This is a genomic window from Streptomyces desertarenae, assembly GCF_042681365.1.
GTDB lineage: Bacteria > Actinomycetota > Actinomycetes > Streptomycetales > Streptomycetaceae > Streptomyces > Streptomyces desertarenae.
Map to the genome: position 1 here is coordinate 42,571 of NZ_JBHUFU010000003.1, position 20,340 is coordinate 62,910.

The 20,340-nt window shown below is 69.8% G+C and carries 12 protein-coding genes and 2 pseudogenes; 6 read left to right on the top strand and 8 right to left on the bottom strand.

What is annotated here, in order from left to right:
• Positions 1-16: 16 nt before the first annotated feature.
• Complete coding sequence (locus ACFSJS_RS06360; RefSeq protein ID WP_380897680.1) at positions 17-490, top strand: PH domain-containing protein; 474 nt, start codon at positions 17-19, stop codon at positions 488-490.
• Between the two features lie 57 nt (positions 491-547).
• Here the strand turns inward: ACFSJS_RS06360 and ACFSJS_RS06365 are convergent, their stop codons facing one another.
• Complete coding sequence (locus tag ACFSJS_RS06365; protein WP_380897682.1) at positions 548-2,467, bottom strand: AAA family ATPase; 1,920 nt, start codon at positions 2,465-2,467, stop codon at positions 548-550.
• A gap of 430 nt (positions 2,468-2,897) precedes the next feature.
• On the bottom strand, positions 2,898-3,479 hold the full coding sequence (locus tag ACFSJS_RS06370) for a uridine kinase family protein (RefSeq protein ID WP_380898314.1): 582 nt from the start codon (positions 3,477-3,479) through the stop codon (positions 2,898-2,900).
• A 464-nt stretch (positions 3,480-3,943) separates the two neighbouring features.
• Here ACFSJS_RS06370 and ACFSJS_RS06375 point away from each other — a divergent pair, with 464 nt between their 5' ends.
• Positions 3,944-5,326, top strand: coding sequence for a peptidase C39 family protein (locus ACFSJS_RS06375; RefSeq protein ID WP_380897684.1), 1,383 nt, complete (start codon positions 3,944-3,946; stop codon positions 5,324-5,326).
• A 466-nt stretch (positions 5,327-5,792) separates the two neighbouring features.
• Entirely contained in the window at positions 5,793-6,296 is a 504-nt protein-coding gene (locus tag ACFSJS_RS06380) for a DUF6368 family protein (RefSeq protein WP_380897686.1), read from the top strand.
• A gap of 195 nt (positions 6,297-6,491) precedes the next feature.
• Here the strand turns inward: ACFSJS_RS06380 and ACFSJS_RS06385 are convergent.
• The 5 genes and pseudogenes from ACFSJS_RS06385 to ACFSJS_RS06405 form a co-directional block, all read right to left on the bottom strand.
• Positions 6,492-7,226: pseudogene (locus ACFSJS_RS06385) on the bottom strand (IS5 family transposase).
• A gap of 422 nt (positions 7,227-7,648) precedes the next feature.
• Positions 7,649-8,107, bottom strand: coding sequence for an RHS repeat-associated core domain-containing protein (locus tag ACFSJS_RS06390; RefSeq protein WP_380897689.1), 459 nt, complete (start codon positions 8,105-8,107; stop codon positions 7,649-7,651).
• Positions 8,108-8,541: 434 nt separating this feature from the next.
• Positions 8,542-8,985, bottom strand: coding sequence for an RHS repeat-associated core domain-containing protein (locus ACFSJS_RS06395; protein WP_380897690.1), 444 nt, complete (start codon positions 8,983-8,985; stop codon positions 8,542-8,544).
• 202 nt (positions 8,986-9,187) lie between these two features.
• The gene (locus tag ACFSJS_RS06400; RefSeq protein WP_380897692.1) at positions 9,188-9,403 is read right to left on the bottom strand and encodes a hypothetical protein; all 216 of its coding nucleotides are present in this window, start codon (positions 9,401-9,403) and stop codon (positions 9,188-9,190) included.
• A 10-nt stretch (positions 9,404-9,413) separates the two neighbouring features.
• Positions 9,414-12,512 carry an RHS repeat-associated core domain-containing protein gene (locus ACFSJS_RS06405; protein WP_380897694.1) on the bottom strand — a complete coding sequence of 1,033 codons (3,099 nt, stop codon included), beginning with the start codon at positions 12,510-12,512 and terminating at the stop codon, positions 9,414-9,416.
• Between the two features lie 573 nt (positions 12,513-13,085).
• Between ACFSJS_RS06405 and ACFSJS_RS27995 the strand changes: the two are divergent.
• Positions 13,086-13,734 (top strand): annotated as a pseudogene (locus ACFSJS_RS27995) (transposase); the annotation flags it as partial.
• Between the two features lie 1,203 nt (positions 13,735-14,937).
• Positions 14,938-15,531, top strand: coding sequence for a tetratricopeptide repeat protein (locus tag ACFSJS_RS06420; RefSeq protein WP_380897701.1), 594 nt, complete (start codon positions 14,938-14,940; stop codon positions 15,529-15,531).
• A gap of 579 nt (positions 15,532-16,110) precedes the next feature.
• Here the strand turns inward: ACFSJS_RS06420 and ACFSJS_RS06425 are convergent.
• Positions 16,111-16,881 carry a hypothetical protein gene (locus ACFSJS_RS06425; protein ID WP_380897702.1) on the bottom strand — a complete coding sequence of 257 codons (771 nt, stop codon included), beginning with the start codon at positions 16,879-16,881 and terminating at the stop codon, positions 16,111-16,113.
• Between the two features lie 537 nt (positions 16,882-17,418).
• On the opposite strand from ACFSJS_RS06425, the gene fxsT reads away from it, so the two are divergent.
• Entirely contained in the window at positions 17,419-20,307 is a 2,889-nt protein-coding gene (fxsT, locus tag ACFSJS_RS06430) for an FxSxx-COOH system tetratricopeptide repeat protein (RefSeq protein WP_380897704.1), read from the top strand.
• Positions 20,308-20,340: the final 33 nt, after the last annotated feature.

Below are 20,340 nucleotides of genomic sequence, written 5' to 3' on the forward strand. Positions count from 1 at the left end.
GAGGACGACGACGCCCGTGTCCGCCCCCACCCCCCAGCCCGGCACGGAGCCCGGCCGCAGCCTGCCGGTGACCTTCCGGCCCACCCGCACCCGGATCGTCCTGCTGGCGGTCGGCGCCGCGATACTGGTCACCCTGACGGCCATCGCGATGCTGCTGGAGGGCCTCGGGGCGGGGGAGCGGGCCAGCTTCGTCGTCACCGGCCTGCTCTTCCTGGGCGTCCTGGCGCTGCTCGCCAGGCCGAAGGTGGTCGCCGACACCGACGGCGTCACGGTCGTCAACCTCACCACCACCCGCCGGCTGGAGTGGGCGGAGGTCATCAAGGTGAACCTCCGCACCGGTGACCCCTGGGTCATCCTGGACCTGTCCGACGGCACCAACCTGCCCGCCATGGGCATCCAGCCCGGCATCGCCCGCCGGCAGGCCATCCGGGACGCCAAGGAGCTGCGCGCACTGGTCGAGCGGTACGGGACGGGACCGCGGGACGGCTGACCGGTTCCGCCCCGTCCGCCCGCGGTGCCGCCGGACGCGGTGCCGCGGGCGGACGCGTCAGGGCTGGACCGGTGGCTCGCGCCGCGGGCCGGCGGGGCCGCCGCGGCCGGACAGCACCTCCCCGTACGCCTGCATCAGGTCCGGCAGCCGCAGCGTCGCCAGCTCCTCGCGGGACGGCGTGCCCGGGTAGGCCGACAGCCGCAGGTCGCGGTAGGCGCAGGACTTCTCGTACAGCGTGCGCAGGAAGCGCCCGTTGCCCAGCTCGTCCACCCAGCCCTGGTCCACCACGTGCCCGCTGATGCTGCGCAGCTCCTCCAGGGCCTCCTCGTCCCACACGTCGTCGTTCTCGGCCGCCAGCACCTCGCCGATGGCCGTCAGCTCCAGCGGCCGGTAGCTGGGGAAGTCCACCCGGGTGGTGAAGCGGGAGCCCAGCCCCGGGTTGGCGGCCAGCAGCCGGTCCATGCCCTCCGGGTAGCCGGCCAGGATCACCACCAGGCGGTCCCGGTTGTCCTCGGCCCGCTTGAGCAGCACCTGGAGCGCCTCGTCACCGTAGGCGTCGCCCTTGGCGTAACCGGAGTTGGAGAGGCTGTACGCCTCGTCCACGAACAGCACCCCGCCCAGCGCCGAGTCGATCAGCTCGTTCGCCTTCACCGCCGTCTGGCCCAGGTACTCGCCCACCAGGTCGGCCCGCTGGGCCTCCACCAGGTGCTCCCCGCCCAGCAGCCCCAGCGCGCAGAAGACCTTCCCCAGGATCCGCGCCACGGTCGTCTTCCCCGTCCCCGAGGGCCCGGAGAAGACGAAGTGCCGCTTGGGCGGCTGGACGGGCAGCCCCTGCTCGGCGCGGAGCCGCGCCATGTGCAGCTGCGCCGACAGCGCCCGCACCTGCCGCTTGACCGGCTCCAGGCCGACCATCCGCTCCAGCTGCCCCATCGCCTCGGCCAGCAGCTCCGGATCGGACGGCCCGGAGGGGAAGCCCCCCGCCTCCCGGCCGCCCGCCGCCCGCCGCCGCGGACCGTCCGCCTCCACCGGCGCGGGCCCGGCGCCCCGCGGCGGCGGTGAGCCGGCGGAGAGCAGGTCCCCGACGGTCGGGTCCGGGCCGAAGGACGGGCCGCCGGGGGCCACCGGGCCGGCCTCCGTGCCGGCGTCGGCCACCGTGACGGGGGCGGACATCTCCGGTGGAGCGGCGTCCAGCCCGTCGCCCTCGGCGATGGCGGTGAGCCGGGCGGAGGTGTCCATGAAGGCCGGGTCCAGCCGGTGCACCGCCCGGTACAGCGGCAGCGCCGCCGCGCTGCGCCCGGTGCCCTCCCGGGCCCGCGCCAGCCAGTAGCGCAGCTCCTTGCGCTGCGGCTGCTCGCTGCGGCAGCGCATCAGGGCCGCGGCCAGCAGCGGCTCCGCCTGCCCGTACATCTCCAGCCGCACCCGCGCCATGCCCGCGAACAGGCTCGCCTCGATGCCCAGCAGCGGATCGTCCACCAGCGGATCGGTGTGCCGCACCAGCAGCTCCCAGTCCTTGGCGAGGTAGGCGCGGCAGGCGTGCAGGAACCGCACCTGCGGATCGGTCTCCACCGGCGGGCACTCGGCCAGGGCCCGGTCCAGCTCGGCGACGTGGCGGCCGTCCAGCCAGTGCGAGGCGTGCGCCAGCAGCAGGTCGCGCTCGGTCTCCAGCACCGGCTGCACCCACCAGCCCAGCCAGTACCAGGAGTTCAGCGGACGGCCGTGGCGGGCGCGCTGCTCGCCGAAGCGGTGGCGGTGCTCGTGCATGCGCAGCAGGGCCGTGGCGGTGTCGACGCGCAGGGCGTGCAGGCCCAGCCAGGCGTCGGCCATGCCCGGGTCGAGCCGCACGGCGGCCCGGAACTCCTCCTCGGCGTGCGCGTAACCGCCCACGGTGTACGCGTCCACGCCGCGCAGCCAGGCGAGGTCTGCGGGGGCGTGCGGACCCCGGGTGTCCTGCGTGCCGTAGTCGATCACGTCACCCACGAAACGTCCCCCGGAGGTCTGTGCCGGGCGGTCACCCGGCGGCGGTGGCGGTTCCCAACGGCCTTGCTGCGGACGCGAGTTGCCACGGGCACCTTGTCAAGTCCCGGGCAGCCCACGGCTCTTGGCATGGTACCCGCGCGACTCCCCCGGCCGTAGACGGCGTCGGGGCAGGCCGGAGGGGCCCGGAAGGAGGCGGGGAGCGCGGAGCGGCGCTGCGAAGGAGCCGTTGTGTGACGGAGGGTGAACGCGCGCCGGGGTGCCCCGGCGGAACGAAGCCCCCGGTCACGGGGGAACAACCGGGGGCTTCGTGTGGCGAACGACCAGTAAGGACGTTCAGGGAGAACGTAGAACCAGGAGCGGGGGGCGGTCAAGCCGGGCGAACGGGAACGCGCCACCCGGCGAGCGGCGGGGGCGCACAGCCGACCACCCGTCACCGAGCGTGCACGGGCGCGGAGTCGGGACCGCCGCCACCCGGCCCGGACAGCACCCTGTACCCCCCGGGGCACGGGCGCACCAGGCGGTCGCAGTACGGGCGGGAGGGATCGGCCGCGAAGTGCCGCTCCTCCGCGCGCTCCCAGCCGTCCCAGAAGCCCGCGAGCCCGGGGCCGTCCCGGAGCCGCCCGCGCGCCCAGGCCTCCTCGCGGGGCACGTCCATCCACAGCAGGTGCGCCAGATGGGGGCGCAGGGCGCGACGACCCGCGCCCACCCCTTCCACCAGCACCACCGGCGCGGGCGGCAGCGTGCGCGCTTCGCCGAACCTCCGCCGCTCCCAGTCGTAGACCCGGTGGCGAGCGGGCCCGCCGCGCGAGAAGGGGGCGACCACCTGGTCCAGGACGCGCCCGGACCAGCCGAAGAGGGTGTCGTGGTCGGCCAGGTCGTCCAGGTGGAGCACCGGCGCACCGCCGAGCTCCCGCGCCAGCCGCCCGGCCAGCGTGCTCTTGCCCGACCCGGCGTGCCCGTCGACCGCCACCAGCCGCACCGGACCGCACGACGGCGGCAGCCCGCGCAGCAGCCGGGCGAGCCCCGCGAGACCGGCGGGCCCGGCCCCGCGGCCGGCCCCGCCGGGGGAGACGCGGCGGGAACCACCCGGGGAAGGGGCCGGGGAGCCGCCGGAGGAACGGGGAAGCACCGCTCCAGCGTACGGCCGCCCGGCCCGGCACCCGCTTGGCAGGGTGCTGCCGGGGACCGCATCACGCGCCTGCCGCGGACCGCCGGTACGGCGCAGACGGGCGACGGCGGCGGTGCCCGCCGTCGCGCCGGCCGCGCTGCGGTGCACCGGGACGCCCCGGCCGCCCGGACCGGCAGAGGCCGAGACCAATGATTCCGGACGCCCGATGGACGCGAGCACTGGCCGAGGTGACCCCCCGGAGGCAAGATGAGGACAACTCACGGTGCCTCCGCCGTACCGCATCCGCCGCATCCGCACGCGGGCCGCCACGCGCACCGACTCACGGAAGGACCGGGGTACCCACCGCCATGACCGACAGCACACCGGCCACCCGCCGCACCGTCCTCGCCGCCGCCCTCGCCACCGCCGCGGCCGCGGCCGCCGTCCCCCCGGCCGCCGCCGCCCCGCTCGCCGCCCCCGCCGCCTTCCGGAGAGCCCGCCCCCGGGCAGGAGGGACCACCGTGGACTACCACGCCTGGACCTCCGCCACCGACTGGCGCTCCGGCACCGGGCGGGGCATCCGGGCGACGGCCGGGCCGCGCCCCGGCATCTCGATCGCCGCACCCGCCGGCACCACCGACTACACCGACCCGCACACCGGCCGCACCGCCGGCTGGGAGTACTCCACCTGGACCTCGCCCGTCCACCGCCTGCCGGTCCCCGCGAGCGAACTCGTCGCCTCCTGGAACGCCCACACCCCGGCCGGCACCTGGATCCGGGTCGAGATGCGCGGCACCTACACCGACGGCACCGACACCCCCTGGTACACCCTGGGGATCTGGGCCTCCGGCGACGAGGACGTCCGCCGCACCTCGGTGGACGACCAGGGCGACGGCAGGTCCAGCATCTGGACCGACACCTTCGCCATCGACGACACCGGCACCGGCCTGCGCCTGGCCGCCTACCGGCTGCGCACCACCCTCCACCGCGCCCCCGGCACCGACGCCACCCCGGTCGTCTGGCGGCTGGGCGCCATGGGATCCGACGTCCCCGACCGCTTCGAGGTCCCGGCCACCGCACCGGGCGTGGCGGCCGGCATCGAACTGGATGTCCCGCGCTACTCGCAGAACACCCACATCGGCCAGTACCCCGAGTACGACAACGGCGGCGAGGCCTGGTGCAGCCCCACCTCCTCGCAGATGATCATCGAGTACTGGGGGCGCGGGCCCAGCGCCGAGGACCTCGCCTGGGTCAACCCCGACTACGAGGACCCCCAGGTCTGCCACGCCGCCCGCTTCACCTACGACTACCAGTACTCCGGGTGCGGCAACTGGCCGTTCAACACCGCCTACGCCGCCACCTACCGCGACATGCAGGGCATCGTCACACGCCTGGACTCCCTCACCGACGCCGAGCGCCTGGTCCGCGCGGGCATCCCGCTGATCACGTCCCAGTCCTTCATGGCGTCCGAACTCGACGGGGCCGGCTACGGCACCTCCGGCCACCTGATGACCGTCATCGGCTTCACCGGGGACGGCGACGTCATCGCCAACGACCCGGCCAGCGACAGCAACGAGGCCGTCCGCCGCGTCTACAAGCGCCGTCAGTTCGAGAACATCTGGCTGAGGACGAAGCGCTACGACGCGAACGGCCGGGTCAGGAGCGGTACGGGAGGCATCTGCTACCTCCTCTTCCCGGCCAAGCCAGCACCGAGTCAGCACCGCGCGCTACGCGCGCTCGGCATCCGCTGATTCGGCGCCGTCGAAGACGGCCCCGAGCACCTGCCGGCAGCGCTCGCTGCCGTCGGCGGTGGAGGGGCACCGGTCCGCCGTGACCCTGACAGGCCGGCGCCCCTTCACCGCGACACCTCGTGGAGGGGAGCACCGCTGCTCGGGGTCACGGTGGCCCACGTGTGCCGCAGGTCGTGCGGACTGCAGTCCCGGGTAGCGCTGTGCGACCACACCCCGGCCCAGACGGTGGCCGGAGCCGTTCTCGGTGGGTTGGCGGCCGCGGTCGTCTTCGACCTCCTGCGGTGAGAGGCCTCGGCCGTACCGTCCGGCGGCCGGGAGGCGGCACCTCCCGGCCGCTCACGGGCACCGCCTCCGCTGGCTCACCCGGAAACCCACCGGCGAAGGACTGTGCAGAATGCAGTGACAGCCGAGGAGGACGGTCCCGGCCTGTGAGCGGACCGGTTCTGGTGATCGAGCCGGCGCAGCCATGCCCCGCGCGGCGATGCGGCGACTGCGTGACCTCCTGGTCCGCTCCTCGGCACGGTTCGAGGAGCGACGGGTCGGCGAGTACGACCTGAACATTCATGCGGAGAGTCTCGGCATCCCGGATACCGGGGGCGTCGACGGGCGGCGGCCCGTCCTGGTCTCCGTCATGGGAGCCGGTATCGACGACGAGTCGGTCTTCGAGGCCGAGCACGCCGGTGAAGCCGGTCAGAAGCACCTCATCGGCTTCACCCCGGCCCACGCCGTCGATGTCGTCGCCTTCTGCGACAGCCCGGTCGACCACGTCGTCACGGCCCTGCTGACCGCCGCCGTCATGGACGTGATCGACGGCGTCACCAACGCCGAGCTCAGGGAGGACCAGATGCCGATCGTGGCCAGCCTTCCGGGCGTCATCGCGACGGTGCCCGAGCCGTGGCCCACCGTGTACGGCTCGGCGGAGTTCCTCAAGACGTGGGCCCAGCAGCCCGGCTTTCGGCTGCTCAAATAGCCGGGGCCCGGCCGGTCGGCTCAGGCAGGCAGGGACCCGTTCGCGCAACCCGGCGAACCGCTTGAGCGTGCGGCAGGCCATGCCGAACCAGCCGCCGGACCGGAGCGCCGCCTGTGCCCTGCTCGATCCAGATGATGGAACGGTGGCTGCGGCACCCTCGGTGAAGGTGGCATCTGGGTGTTCTTACTGGTCGCTTCAGAATGAGGTTCGGAGTCGTCGCGAGCAGATGAGGCCACAAGCGAGTTGGAGCAGGCCAAGGTGAAGGTCGGTGCCTGTTTCGTAGCAGGTTCGCGGCCGCTTGAACCGGTGAAGCCAGGCGAAGGTGCGCTCGACGACCCGTCGGGTCTTTCCCAGGCCGGGCTCGTGGGCGGTGTCTTTGCGAGCGGCCTTGGGTGTGATGCCCTGGGCCTGCAGGAGGCGGCGGTAGGTGTCGTAGCCACAGTCGGCGAACAGGCGCCTGAGCCGCCGACGAGGACATCCGTGCGTGCTGCAGATGCGCGGTATTGCGTTGAGCAGGGGAACTGGCTGGGTGAGTGACGTCGTGCCGGTTTCCGCCAGTCATCGAGACGGCGAGCGGTGGCCCGTGCCGGTCAGCAATGAGGTGATCTTGCTGCCCACCCTCCCCAGGTCGGCCGAAAAAGGTCCTATGTGCCCACCTTTTTGAGGGCTCGGACACGTGAGCTGTCAACCGCTGCGTCGTCCATGTCCAGCAGCCCTTCCTCGCACAGCTCGGCCAGCAGGACCTGGTGCAGCTACGGCCATGGGCCGAACTCGGTCCGGTCCCGCAGCCGACCTGTTCCGTGGGAACGTCCGCCAGCTCACACCCGTGCGCAGTGCATAGACGATCCCGCGCAGGGTGGCCCGGTCATCCACTGGCAACCGTCCCGGATACCGGTGACGACGTGGCGGACGGGGGAGCAGCGGGGCCACGCGCTACCGGTCCCACAGGCCATCAGGCATAAGATCATCCGAAACCCGCAGAATTCTGCCGTCGATCCGGCCCACCGCCAAGCCCTTCACCAAGATCACTCTGGAATGATCGGTTGTAGGCTCATCACCGCGGCGCAGGAGGCTGGCGGCTACGGCTCCTGTCTGCTTTGTTGTGAACGACTGAGGATAAAGTAGAGCACAGGAGCAGCGATTATAGCGAAAGCGATAAGCGCCGTTGTCCGCGAGAAACCCATCAGTCCAATGGTCAGCCCGGCTATGCCAAACGCAGAAATCGCTATGAGCAGTAAGATTGGCTGGCGCTTATCCAATTCCTTCTCCTTATGGAGTGGTTCAGTTCCGGGACGGTGCTGCTGCCGTCCCGGAACCTCTGTCAGCTGAGTCGGGGTCGTCTCGGAGTGCGGCTAGCTCCCAAGAGCTTCACCGACGAGGACGCCAACCCCGAAGTAGACTCCTGCAACACCGCCCACAACGGTACCTACGCCAGTGCCGACTCCCGGGACCACGGAACCGACGCCGCCACCTATGACTCCGCCGATTGTCGCAGTCGAGCCGACGAACCCGACGTCGGACTTGAAGTCGTCGATCGAGTACAGCCCGGCGGGATCAATCCGGTTGACGGGGTCGCCGGCGGCGTAGAGGTAGGGGTTGGTCTCCTGGCCGGAGGGGTCGGGCTGGGTGAAGCGGCCCAGGTGGGGGTCGTAGTAGCGCGCCCCCATCTTGTACAGGCCCGTCGGGTCGAAGTAGATGCCGGTGAAGCGGTAGGACTGGGGCAACGACTCGGTCGGGGTGGTGCGGGGCAGGCCGGTGGGCCCGTAGTCGTAGGTGTGGGTGCGCTCACCGCTCGCGTCGACCAGGCCCATGACCGAGCCGAGCGCAGGTCTGCTGCACTATTTCCTCCTGGCAATTACAAGAAGTAACGCCAAGCAGACAAGAAAAGCCAGGAGGACCACCCACTGATCTCGCTCGCTCAGAATATGAACCGGAACGAACATGACCTACCCTCGCGCATCTGATATTCACCGACGATTCCGGTAATTAGAAATCAGGAGAACATTTCCCACAACAAGAAGAATGGCAACGGAATAAGGAACGATCGATGCACGAGAAATCGGGAAGCTTCCTATCAGAACCAGCCCGACAGCACAGATGAGTGATACGCATATTCCAATTTTTGCAACCAATGTCGACATGTTTACTCCATTACATTTCGACGCATTTTAGGGGGTGGGATGGCGTAGAAGGCCACCCCACCCCTATCTCTGCTTACAGCGTTGCTTCGCCGGTCATCAGGTCACTACTGCGTTGCCTTGGTACCTGCCGCTGCCGCCCCTCCCAAGCCGGCGGCCAACACGGTACAGCCGGTAAATCCTGCGCCGACAGAAGCGCCCAGTGTGGGAACGGCACCAAGTCCAGCCGCCGTCAGACAAAGAGCTTCTACACCCGCGAAAGTCAGGATCCCTGTACCGACAGCCTGGAAGGTCCCGTCGTCTCCAGTGGCTGCGGCGTGGATCAGGTTGGCCCAGTCACTGATTCCCAGCGTGTCTCCGATACTGAACAGTCCGGTGGGGTCGGTGCGGTTGACGGGGTCGCCGGTGGCGTAGAGGTAGGGGTTGGTCTCATGGCCCGAGGGGTCGGGCTGGGTGAAGCGGCCCAGGTGGGGGTCGTAGTAGCGGGCGCCCATCTTGTACAGCCCCGTCGGGTCGAGGTAGGTGCCGGTGAAGCGGTAGGGCTGGGGCACCGTCTCGGTCGGGGTGGTGCGGGGCAGGCCGGTGGGCCCGTAGTCGCATAGAAAGCGACTCGAGGCCGCGGGCGTCCCATAAGGCTTTCAGCCTCCGATCAGCCGTCACGGAAACCCGTGTAAACCTCCGTAGGGGAAGCCGCTCGGCCTCCTCGGCAGGAAATGCTGAGGAGGCCAAGCGGCTTGGAAAGCCATAGGTTTTTCAGTGACGTCTAATCTTTTCCTTTCGAACTCCTCTTCGGATCAGGTACGTGACGAGGAGGATGCCGAACACCGCTCCCGATGTTTTCCGGAGCGTGCTCCACGCTGGCCCAGAAAGATCCCAAACCGCATCGGCAAGGTTCAGCGCAAGTGCTATGACCAGCGCAAGCACAACGAGCGCGGCCAGTGCATTTATTTTCTTTCCGGTTTCCGGCATCGCCTTCCTCTTACTCCGAGTAGCTACTGAAAGGATTGAAGCATTGATTCAGGTCTCCGAGCTCGTCATTCCATGAATCTTCTGTGTCATTCCATGCTCGGTAGGCGTAGCAACCGACACCGATTCCTCCGGATGCCTTCCCTCCCCATTTCTTTACGGTGCTCCACACGCTGTTCCAGGACAACAGTCCGGTGGGGTCGATGTGGTTGATGGGGTCGCCACTCGCGTAGAGGTAGGGGTTGGTCTCCTGCCCGCTGGGGTCGGGCTGGGTGAAGCGGCCCAGGTGGGGGTCGTAGTAGCGGGCGCCCATCTTGTACAGCCCCGTCGGGTCGAGGTAGGTGCCGGTGAAGCGGTAGGGCTGGGGCACCGTCTCGGTCGGGGTGGTGCGGGGCAGGCCGGTGGGCCCGTAGTCATAGGTGTGGGTGCGCTGGCCGTCGGCGTCGACCAGTCCCATGACCGAGCCGAGCGCGTCGGTGAGGTAGTAGTAGCTCTTCCCCCCGGTCCTCATGGAGTTGAGGGTGCCCGACGGTTCGCGGACGAATCCGCTGTCCTTGCCCGCGGTGGTCTGGGCGGCCAGGCCCAGAGGCCCGTGGTGGAAGGTGGTGGCGCCGAGCCGGGTGCGCTCGGCGCCTGTGGTGCCGGCGTACTCGGCGTCGTACTGGGTGCCGTTGACGGTCAGCAGCTTCAGCTGGGAGAAGGCGTTCCACTGCTCCTTGGTGCGGACGGCGGTGGAAGCGGCCACCGCCGAGGTCTCGTGGCCGGCCTTGTCGTGGGACCAGCCCGAGGAGTCGCCGTTGCGGGCGGTGATCTGGGAGGCGTCGTTGTAGGCGAAGCGGTTTCCGGCCGGACAGGTGGAGGACTGGCCGGACTGGGCCGTCAGGTTCCCGGCCGGGTCGAAGCAGTACAGCCAGGAGGCAGTGCGCTCGCCGTTGCGGGTCTCCTGGGCGTAGTGGAGGCGGGCGGCGGAGTCGTAGCGGTAGGTGATCTTCTTGCCCGCCACGTGGTCGGTGCGGGAGGTGATCTTGTTGATGTCGGTGACCCTCTCCCAGTCGTCCAGGGCGGCGGGGAGGCCGTAGATGTAGGAGTAGGACAGGTCGACGAGGGTCTTCTCGCCGGAGGTGGCGGTGATGCGGGTGGGACGGCCGGAGCCGTCCAGCTCTACCGACTGTGTGGTGCCGCCGGGGTAGACGGTCTTGGTGCGCTCGCCGTTGTTGTTGTGCGTGTAGGTGGTCTTCTCCCCGGCCGGGTCGGTGAGTTCGGTCAGGCGGCCTACGGCGTCCCAGGTGTAGTCCACGGTCCCGGTGGGGTCGGTGTAGGTGTCGACGTTGCCGTCGGCGGTGTAGGACAGCACCGTGGTCGAGCCGTCGGGCAGAGTGCGGATCGTCTCCCGCCCCAGGGCGTCGTAGGACCAGGTGGTGGTGCCGGTGGCATCGGTGCGGGCGGTGCGGTTGCCGTCGCCGTCGTAGGTGAAGGCGACGGTGTCGTAGACCCCGTCGTCGACCTCCACCACGCGGTCGCGGTCGTCGTAGGTGTAGTGCAGGGTCCGGCCGCGTCCGTCGGTGACCTGGACCGGGCGGCCGAGGGAGTCGTGGCGGTAGGTGGTGGCGCCCATCGGTGCGGGCGGGGCGGCCTTGGTCAGGTTGCCCTGGGCGTCGTAGGTGAAGTGGGTGGTCTTGCCGCGCTGGTCGGTGGCGGTGCAGCGCTGGCCCTCGAAGCCGCCGCAGTCGGTGCCGCCGCCCTGGTAGGTGAACTCCCGGGTGCCGCCCGCCTCCCCGGTGACCGCCACGGAGAGGGTGTTGCCCGCGTTGTCGTAGGTGTAGTCGGTCTCGTTGCCGTCGAAGGTGGTGAGGGTGCCGGGCAGGTCGGTGCCGGCGATGGTCTGGTAGCCGGTCAGCGACGCCGTGGCCCCGGTGGGCAGCTTGGCGGAGGTGGGGTTGTTGCGGGCGTCCCAGCCGTAGGCGGTGGTGTTGCCCGGCTCGGTGCCCGTGCCCATCGCGTCGGTGGCCGAGACGACCATGTGGGCGTCGTAGGAGCGGGACCGCTCATGGCCCAGCGGGTCGGTGACCTTGGTGACCTCGCCGTCGCCGTTGTGGTGGTAGACGGTCTCGTCCCCGTCGGGGTCGGTCACCGTCGTGGTGCCCGCGTCGGAGGGGTACTCCCCCGAGTACGCGTAGGTCCAGGTCGGGCCGCCGGGGCCGCCGCGGGTCAGCGAGGTGACCCGGTCCTGGGCGTCGTAGGTGAAGGACACTCTCCGCCCCTCGGGGGTGGTGACCTTGCTGATCCGGCCGTCGGCGTCGTAGCCGAACGCCGTGGCCCGGCCTTCGGTGTCGACCGTGCGGACCAGGTGGCCCGCGGTGTTCAGGTGGTACTCCACCGTGCGTCCGGCCGAGTCCGCCGCGCGCCACAGGGTGGCGTCGGCCTCGACCAGGTCGATCCACCGGCCGGAACGGGTCTCGGTCAGCTTGAAGCCGGCATTCCGGCCGTCGGCCGTCTCGTGGTGGTCGACGGTGATCGTGCCGCCGTTGCGGTCGACCACCTTCGTCAGCTCACCGGCGGCGGAGAAGTGGTCCTTCGACCCGCTCTCGCGGTCGGTGAGGGTGTGGGTGCCGTCGCCGTTCTTCCGGAAGTCCAGCGAGTAGCCGTCCGGGGTGGAGAAGGTGCCGTCGTCGTTCTTGTCGAAGCGGATGGTGCCGGCGGTGTCGTCGTAGACGACCATCGTGTTGGTGAACTCGTCCAGCCGGCGCTCGTAGCCGGCCCACCACCGGTAGGGCAGTTGGCCGTAGGGCGGGCCGAAGGAGTTGTAGGTACGGGTGAGTTGAAGGTTCTGGCCCACGCCCGCGATGTCGAAGTCGGTGGCGACCAGCATCAGGTTGCCGTTGGAGTAGTTGATCCGCGCCACCAGGGAGTCGGTCAGGCGCAGATCGGAGATCTCGTGCCAGGGCACCTCGCCCTGGCCCTCCGGCACCCACCGCAGTGGGGCCACCTCGCTGTTCTGGATGTCCTGACCACCGGAGCGGCGGGTCTCCTGGGTCTTGGCCCAGGCCCGTTCCTCCTCGGCCGGCTTCGCGGAGCGGACCGACTTCGGCGGCCGGTTCTTCCCCGCCTTCACCGGCGGGGCTTCGGGTTTGCCGTCCCGGCCCCATGCGGAGGAGGCCGACTTCGGCCTCTCCTCCCCCGGCGCGGCGGTGGCCGGGACCGCCGTCGCGGTGACCGCTAACGCGGCGGCCGCCGTGACCAGGAAGGTTCTGACCGGTCCGAGCGGTCTGCGGGCACGCCGATTCGGCGTGCCCCAGGCACGCGTGTGCAGCATCTTTCCCCCCTTGGAAAGAAGTCGCCCAGCGGCCCCCCGCCGCCGCGGCACGCACACGCTGTCACAGCAGTTTCACGAATCGCACACCTGTGCCCGCAAGGTCGATGTCCATGGGGGCCAGAACCGGACAGTCTTCAATGGCACCCGCGACCGGACCAGCAGCGGCAATACGACCGCTCACACCGGCCGCCCCTGATCACCTTCGCGGCCCCTGCCCCACACATGGCCTGAAACCCCACCCCGGAACCACACCCTCCACCCACTCGGCGACAAGACTGGCCGAGCGGTGGGGCCGGTGGCGGCCGAAGCGTGATACCCACGGTTTGGGGCTGTAAGACGTTCGTGCAGCTACCGACCAAGGAAGATGCACCGATGACCCGTGAGAACGTGACCGAGCCCGACGCTCTCGAGCCGGGTGAGCCGCAGCCAGCCAAAGCCGTGGACGACCGGCTGGTCGACGAACCGGCGTCCCGGGCCCCAGCCGAGAATCTGTGGCTGACCGGTGAGGACCGGCTGCTGGAGGGCAAGATCACCGATCACCTCGGCTACGACAAGCGCGACCCGGCCGGGAGAACGGCGGCAACAGCCACAACGGCACCCGCGCCAAGACCGTGCTGACCGATGTCGCCCGGTGGAGACAGCCGTGCTCCGCGACCGGGAGGAAACCTTCGGTCCAAAGATCGTCAAGAAGCGGCAGAAGTGCCTGACCGGCGTGGTGGGGGTACCTCCCGTTTACGGGGGAGAGACGGTGATCTCCCTGTCCGAGAAGAGCCCGATCACCCGCAAGAGCCAGACCCACCTGGTCGAGGTCTACGGCACCGAGGTCTCCACCATCACCGACAAGATCCTCGGCGGCATGGCCGAATGGCAGAGCCGATCCCTGAACGCGGTCCACCCGGTGGTCTTCATCGACGCCATCCACGTCAGGATCCGCGGCGGCGCGGTCGTCAACCGGCCAGTCCACGTGGCGCTGGCCGTCACGGTCGAGGGCCGACGGGAGGTCCTGGGACTGTGGGCCGGTGCATGCAGTCGTACTCGTCCTGCACCGCGTCGGCGACGCCGATCGGACCCCACTCGTTGAGTAGATGCCGCAGGCCGTTCTCGGCGCTGCCGGTTCCGGATTGCATCGCTCCAGGATGTCACCCGGGAACGGCCGTCATCCCTCGTCCCGCCTTGATCCAGAGGAAAGGCCCTGACCGCACTCGCTCGGCAGTGCGCTCAGGCGACGCCGGCAGATGAGCGCGCATCCGAAAGGAAGAAAGGCTTCGTGGATGTCGTAGTGGACCTCCTGGCGGGCGCGCAGGCGACCGAACCAGTCCAGCAGCGCGATCGCTCCTTCCACGACCGCCTAGGATTCGCGCACATGTCGAGAACCACACCGCCGCGCCCGCTCGATGTGGAAGCGCTCTTCCCGGAGCTGGCGGCCTACCGGGGCACCACCCGCTGCGCTGGGCGGCCGTGACGGTGTCGGCCTGGATGCGTGCGGCGCGGGCATGGCCTCTGCTGGTGAGCCAACTGGCCAGTGAGCCGGCCAGTTGGCCGTGACGCCGGTGAGACCGGCGATAAGCAGTGAATTGTCGGACACGGCGACGAGTGTCTTTGGTCGCCTCGGTCGCTGCCACCGCTTCCGCCGTATTCCGTCCCGTCCTCCTCCAGCATGCTCCGGAGTGAGCCCGGAGGCGGGGCGGTCTGGTGGCATGGCCGACGGTGTCACCGCAGCAGGCCGTAGACGACTACCGCGCACCCAGGGCCTATGTGGGTCGTGAAGGCACCGTGGGGCACTCCGGGCCCAGGACTGCGGACCGCAGTCCTGAGCTTCACGGGCACCGACCCTGGGTTCTTCCCATCTCCGCTGCGGCACCCGGCTCGAAAAGCGCACCGACACCGGAGGGTGGAAACCCGCTGGTGATCCGACCGTGTGGGTTCGCCGGGTCGGCGGTGCCGGTGGGGACCGCCCTCCGCGCCGCCGCGGCCCTCGCCCCGGTCCGGCCGCCTCGGCCGCAGCGGTGTGCCACAGCCGCCCGGCGCGCCCCGCATCGGCGCCGCAGCCTGTCCGGACCGGGCCGGTGCCCCGACCGCTGCGCTGCTCCATCCGGCTTTTCCGCAGCCATCGTGAAAACGCTGCGCCCCGGGTGCCCGGCGTGCCAGGCTTGGACAACCGGTCACCAAGCAGGGGGAAGGCCGAGGGCCGAAAAGCTTCAGCCGTGTCGTTCCGGGAGGTTCGATGGGTCTGTTCGACCGCTTACGGAGGAAGGGAAACGATGCAGGAGAGCTTGCGGCGGAACTCCTGTTCGAGCAAGGGAAAAAGGCTTTCGACCGGGGCGATTACCGCAGGGCAGCCGATGCCTTCGCGTCTTCGATCCGCTTGCAGTCGGACGTGCCGAACAGTCACTTCCTGCTCGGTGCCTGCCTCTTCCGACTGGGGGAGACTGCCGCGGCCGTCAAGCCGCTGAGCCAATGCCTCGGCCTCGACCCCGATCACGCCGAAGCCCGCAATGCGCTGGGTATGACGCTCGGTCGCCTCGGCCGCCACGAGGAAGCGGACATTCATCTCGCCAAGGCGGCGTACCTGGGGCACGTACAGGCTCCCGGCACTCTTGCGAAGATGGGCGTGGACTTCTGCAGGACATGCGCCGCGCCCGTGTACTCCACTGCCGAATCCGACGCCGACGTGGTCATCGTCCCGCCCGAGATCGGGTGGAAGTGCGCCGCATGCCGGACCGTAGGCTGCGGCCGGTGCGTGACCGGGAACGGCACGTCGACTGTGGGCCCCCGCTGTCCGCACTGCAGTGGGCCTCTCGTTCAGCTCACGAAGTAACTCTGCGGAATCCTCGGCTCACCCGAGGTCCTCAAAGGCTTCGAGGTGGGCGGTTCGCCTGCTGTGCGCGGGATGCGGCGGCTTGCCGGGGCGCGCCGGCAAGCGGACCTTGAATGCAACGCGGGTGAGCCATCGCCTCGGTAAAGGCGGGTGTTCTCCAGACGGCAGGACGGTGATGCACCCGGGTGGCACCGCGACCTGGCCGCAGAACTCGGTCTCCACCACGCCTGGGACTGGTGAAACGGGAATGGCGGGCCGAATCCCTGCGGCTTCAGCACGGCGGTCCCCGCTTACCGAGCCTTTTCCAGCCTGCCGTATGCACTGGTCAGGAGCCTGTGGCCAGACCGCGGTCACGATCGGATCGGGCCTTTGAGGCAGCGGTCCGCTGCTCGCGCGACCGGTTGCCGACCGTTCCGGACGAGGCCCGGCACTCCACGTCGGTCAGGTTGGAGAAGGCTCAGCAACCGGGCCGCCCGCTCCCGCAGGCCGTCCGGATCAGGATCAGTACGCACCCCGAACCCCTGCCGACCAAGATCGTCGAGCACCAGGCCCGCAGCTCAGCTCATTTGAAGCGATCAGTTAGTCAGGACCGATCACGACCGCCGCCACCACTGGTCCATAACCCGGAATCCGAACCACTCTTGTCGTGGTGCGCAAGAGTGCGTCCTGGCTGAGTAAGCCTTCTGCCTCTTCGTGGCACACGATCGCCAGTGCGAGGTCGCACATGCGGTCGTGGTCGTAATCAGAGGGGGTCTGACGGGTGGTGATGCGGCAGTCCGAGATGTCCGCGCCTTGGCTGATGTACTCGGCCGTCGCGTAGATCATGTCCGGGCTGGGGGCTGCCGCGGCGCTGTGCAGGATGTGAATGTGCTCAATCCTCTGACCAGTGTCGAACACCCGCCGTACCTTGTGCGGCTTCCCGTTCCTCTCCTGCAGCCCGCTGTCGTAGATCATGACTGCTTCGGGGCACCCGCACTGCCGGCATTCGGTGATGGGCGGCTTGCGCCACCGTCTGTTCCCGCGCAGGTACGTGTACAGGGCCAGCGCGGTGAGGTCGTGCCGGATGAAGCACCGAAGACAGTGCACCACGCACTCGCTTGTGACCTCACTGCCCCGGCCCAGGACTTCGGCCAGCCTGCAGTACGGCGGAGTCACGGCCGTGAGCGCGGAGAACTCCGTAGCGAGCAGCGCGGAGCCCGCCTCGACGGCCTCCGCCACGAAGGCGGGGACATCACGATGCAGGAGGCGGGTGCGTCCGTCCACGCTGAGCCGCGTGATGAGCCGCTCGCCGGCCCAGGACGACGAGCGCTTCTCCTCACGGGTGAAGTGGGCCCGCAGGCGCTTCCACATGGTGTGTTCCTCGCAGTGCGACACGTGCTTCCGGCTCCCATGTTCCCCGCAAACCGGCAACAGGCAGGGCGAGTTGGGGGAAGATTGAGGAATGACGACAACGACGACCGGCCGGCGCAGGGTCTGGGCGTGGCTCGGGGCCTGCCTGGGCGCCGCGCTGGCCGTGGGGCTGCTCCTGCTGGTCTTCCTGGCCGACCTGGCGGCAGCCGATCAGGCGGCCAGCGTGGCAGGGGTGTTCGTGGGCCTCGCGGGCTTGGCCGTCTCCGTGCGTGCGCTCTGGCGGGACTCCGCCGCCCCGGAGCCGGGAGACGATCTCCCTCCCGCTCACCGGTCGAGGGCCGAGCCTGGGAGAACTGTGACGGCATCCGGACCGGGGGCCGTCGCCATCGGCGGGGACAGCCGGGGCAACGTCTCGACACGGAGCGGACACACGGCGGCGCCGGGTGACGTGCGCTGGCCCGGCGACGGTCGCCGAGGCGGAAACGGAGGCGAGAGCGGGCCGCGGCACAACCGTCAAGACGGGAGTATGTGACGCGGATGGCACCTCTGTTTCGCCGCCGCGGCAAGCCGACTCCGCAGTCCGAAGCCCCGGTGGCTCCGAACCGGCAGCCGGAGGCGGCCGTGTGGATGAGTGTCTCCGGCGACTCGGCCGTGGGGGTCGCCGGCGACAACAACGGCTACATCTTCACCGGCGACCACGCGAGTCCGACGATCCTGCCACGTGAGGCTCTGCTGCCCGTCACCGAGGTGGAGTTGACGGGGCGGCTCACGAACCTGCCGCGGTTACGCGCGCAGGCGTTCGTGGGCCGCACGAGCGAACTGACAGACCTCGACGCGGCATTCGACGCACCCGGCGGAGTACTCGTCCGGGCGGTGCACGGGCTCGGCGGCGTCGGCAAGACAGCCCTCTCCGCTCACTGGGCCGCCACGCGGGGCGCTTCCTTCAATCCCCTGTGGTGGATCACCGCGGACAGCCCGGCGTCGATCGAACGCGGGCTCGCTGAACTCGCGAGAGGACTGCAGCCGGGGCTGGCGGAAGCGCTGTCGTCGCCGTCGTTGCGCGACCGGGCCGTTCGCTGGCTAGCGGCTCACCGGGACTGGCTCATCGTCCTGGACAACGTCGACGGCCCCCGGGACATCGGTTCGCTGCTCGCCGAGTTGCCGCACGGCCGCTTCCTGATCACCAGCCGCAGGGCGTACGGCTGGCAGGGCCTCGCCGAGACCGTGCGGCTCGGTGTACTGACCCCGGACGAGTCCGTCGAACTGCTGACCCGCATCGTCGCCCGGGCGGAGCGGCACGACGTGGACGGCGCCGATGCGCTGTGCTCGGAGCTTGGCGGCCTTCCGCTGGCGATCGAGCAGGCGGGGGCTTTCATCGCCCAGGCCGGGATCACCCCACGGGACTATCTCGGGCTGCTCGCGGAGTATCCGGCGGAGATGTATCGCACGGGTAGCGAGGAGACGGAGCTGTCGCGAACCGTCGCCCGGGTGTGGCACATCACGCTGGAACGCCTGGCCGGCACACCCCTCGCCGGGGAGATCTTGCGGATCCTCGCCTGGTACGCGCCGTACAACATTCCGCGTTCTCTGCTGGACGGTCTCGCACCGGCACCCGAAATCGCCGCGGCGGTCGGGCGGTTGGCCGCGTACAGCATGATCAGCGCCTATCCCGCCGGTCTCGATGTGCACCGAGTGGTCCAGGCAGTGACCCGCACCGCCGACCCGGACGACCCCTTCCGGCAACCCGACGACATCGACAGGGCACGGGAAACTGCACTCGCCCAGCTCTCCGCGGCGCTGCCGGAGGGGGACAACGCCGAGCCCGCTCGTCGCGACCTGCGGGACCTGATCCGGCACGCGGACGCCCTGGAGGAACACACCAGTCCGGAGACGGACACAGAGGCTGCCGTGCGGCTCTTCGACAAAGCTGGAAAGCTCCTGCTGGAGCAGCGGGACTTCGCCCGTTCCGCCGTGCACCTCGACCGAGCGCTACGTGCCGGAACGCGGCTCCTCGGCCCGGACGACACCTTCCTGCTGGCCACCCGGGATGCTCTCGGACACGCCCACCAGGAGGCCGGGAACCTGCGGAAAGCCGTGCAACTCTTCGCGTGGAACCACGAGGTCTGCCTCCGAGTCCTGGGGAGCAGGCACCGGGACACCCTGCACTCCCTGGACTCCCTCGCCCGCGTCCACCTGCAGGTCGGCGATGTCGAAAGGGCCTCCCAGATCCTCACCGAAAGCCTTGCGATGCGGGCCGAGGCACTGGGGCACGGTGACCCCGACACCATGGCCGCCCTCAACAACCTGGGCGACACCTGCAGACTGGCCGGCGACCACCAGCGAGCGCTGCAACTCCTGCAGCGGGCTCTACGCGACAGCATCCGGTTGTACGGGGCCGACCATCCGAACACCCGCAAGGTGCGCAACAACCTCGCCTACGCGGATCTGGCAGGAGGGAACGTGGATCGCGCACTGCGGCTGTTCCGCCTCAACCTCCAACAGGCCGAGGGGGACCTGGGCGAGGAGCATCCCGCGACCCTCATCGCCCGCCGCAGCCTCGCCACCGCGCTTCAGGTAGCGGGCGAAACCGACCAGGCCGTGGCACTGAACGAGCGGAACCTCACCGACAGCGTCCGGATCTCCGGCGAGGGCCACCCCGACACCCTCCGCCACCGCAGCAGCCTCGCCGCCGCCTACGCGGCCGCCGGCCGTTCGGACCAGGCACTTCCCCTCTTCGAACGGCTCCTTCACGACTGTCTCCGGCTCTACGGCGGAAACCATCCGATGACTGCACGGGCCCGCGCCGACGCTGCCTTCGCCTTCGAACGGGCGGGGGACGGGGAGCGAGCCGCCGAGATCCGGGCCGGGAGCGGACAGGCGGGGCAGGTGGCAGCCGCCGGAGGGGAAGCGGCTGTCGAGTTCGTCCGTACCGAACAGCCCGAGGAAAGCCCGTACACCTACCACCTGCACCGAGGCCCGGACCGCGCATCCGCCCTGACCTTCCTGCGGGCGACGCCGGTGCGGGAGGAGTTCGTGTATGTGATCGTCGAAACCCCCGAGGGCAATCTGGGTCGGGACTTGATCTTCATCTTCGACGAGGCCACCGGACAGCCGCTGGAGTACGGACCGCGGCCCGCGCTGCCCGCGCCCGTTCTCTCCACCACCAGATGCGGATGGTGCGAGTCCGTCGTCGTACCGCTCGAACTCGACCCACCCGGGCAGGAACTCGCGTCCAGCGGTGCCGAGATCCTCATTGCGCGGGATGCGATGCTCGGCACAGGTATGGGCTACCGCTGCTCTGGGTGCTCCCTGCTTACGTGTGCCTTCTGCGCGCCCGAGCCAGACAGGGGCGACACGCGCTGCTGCCGGGTCTGCGGTGATCCGCTGACACCGCACACCGCCGACGACAGCGGTCCCATGAGCTGACCACCATGCCGGCTTGGTTCACGGTTCGTGGCT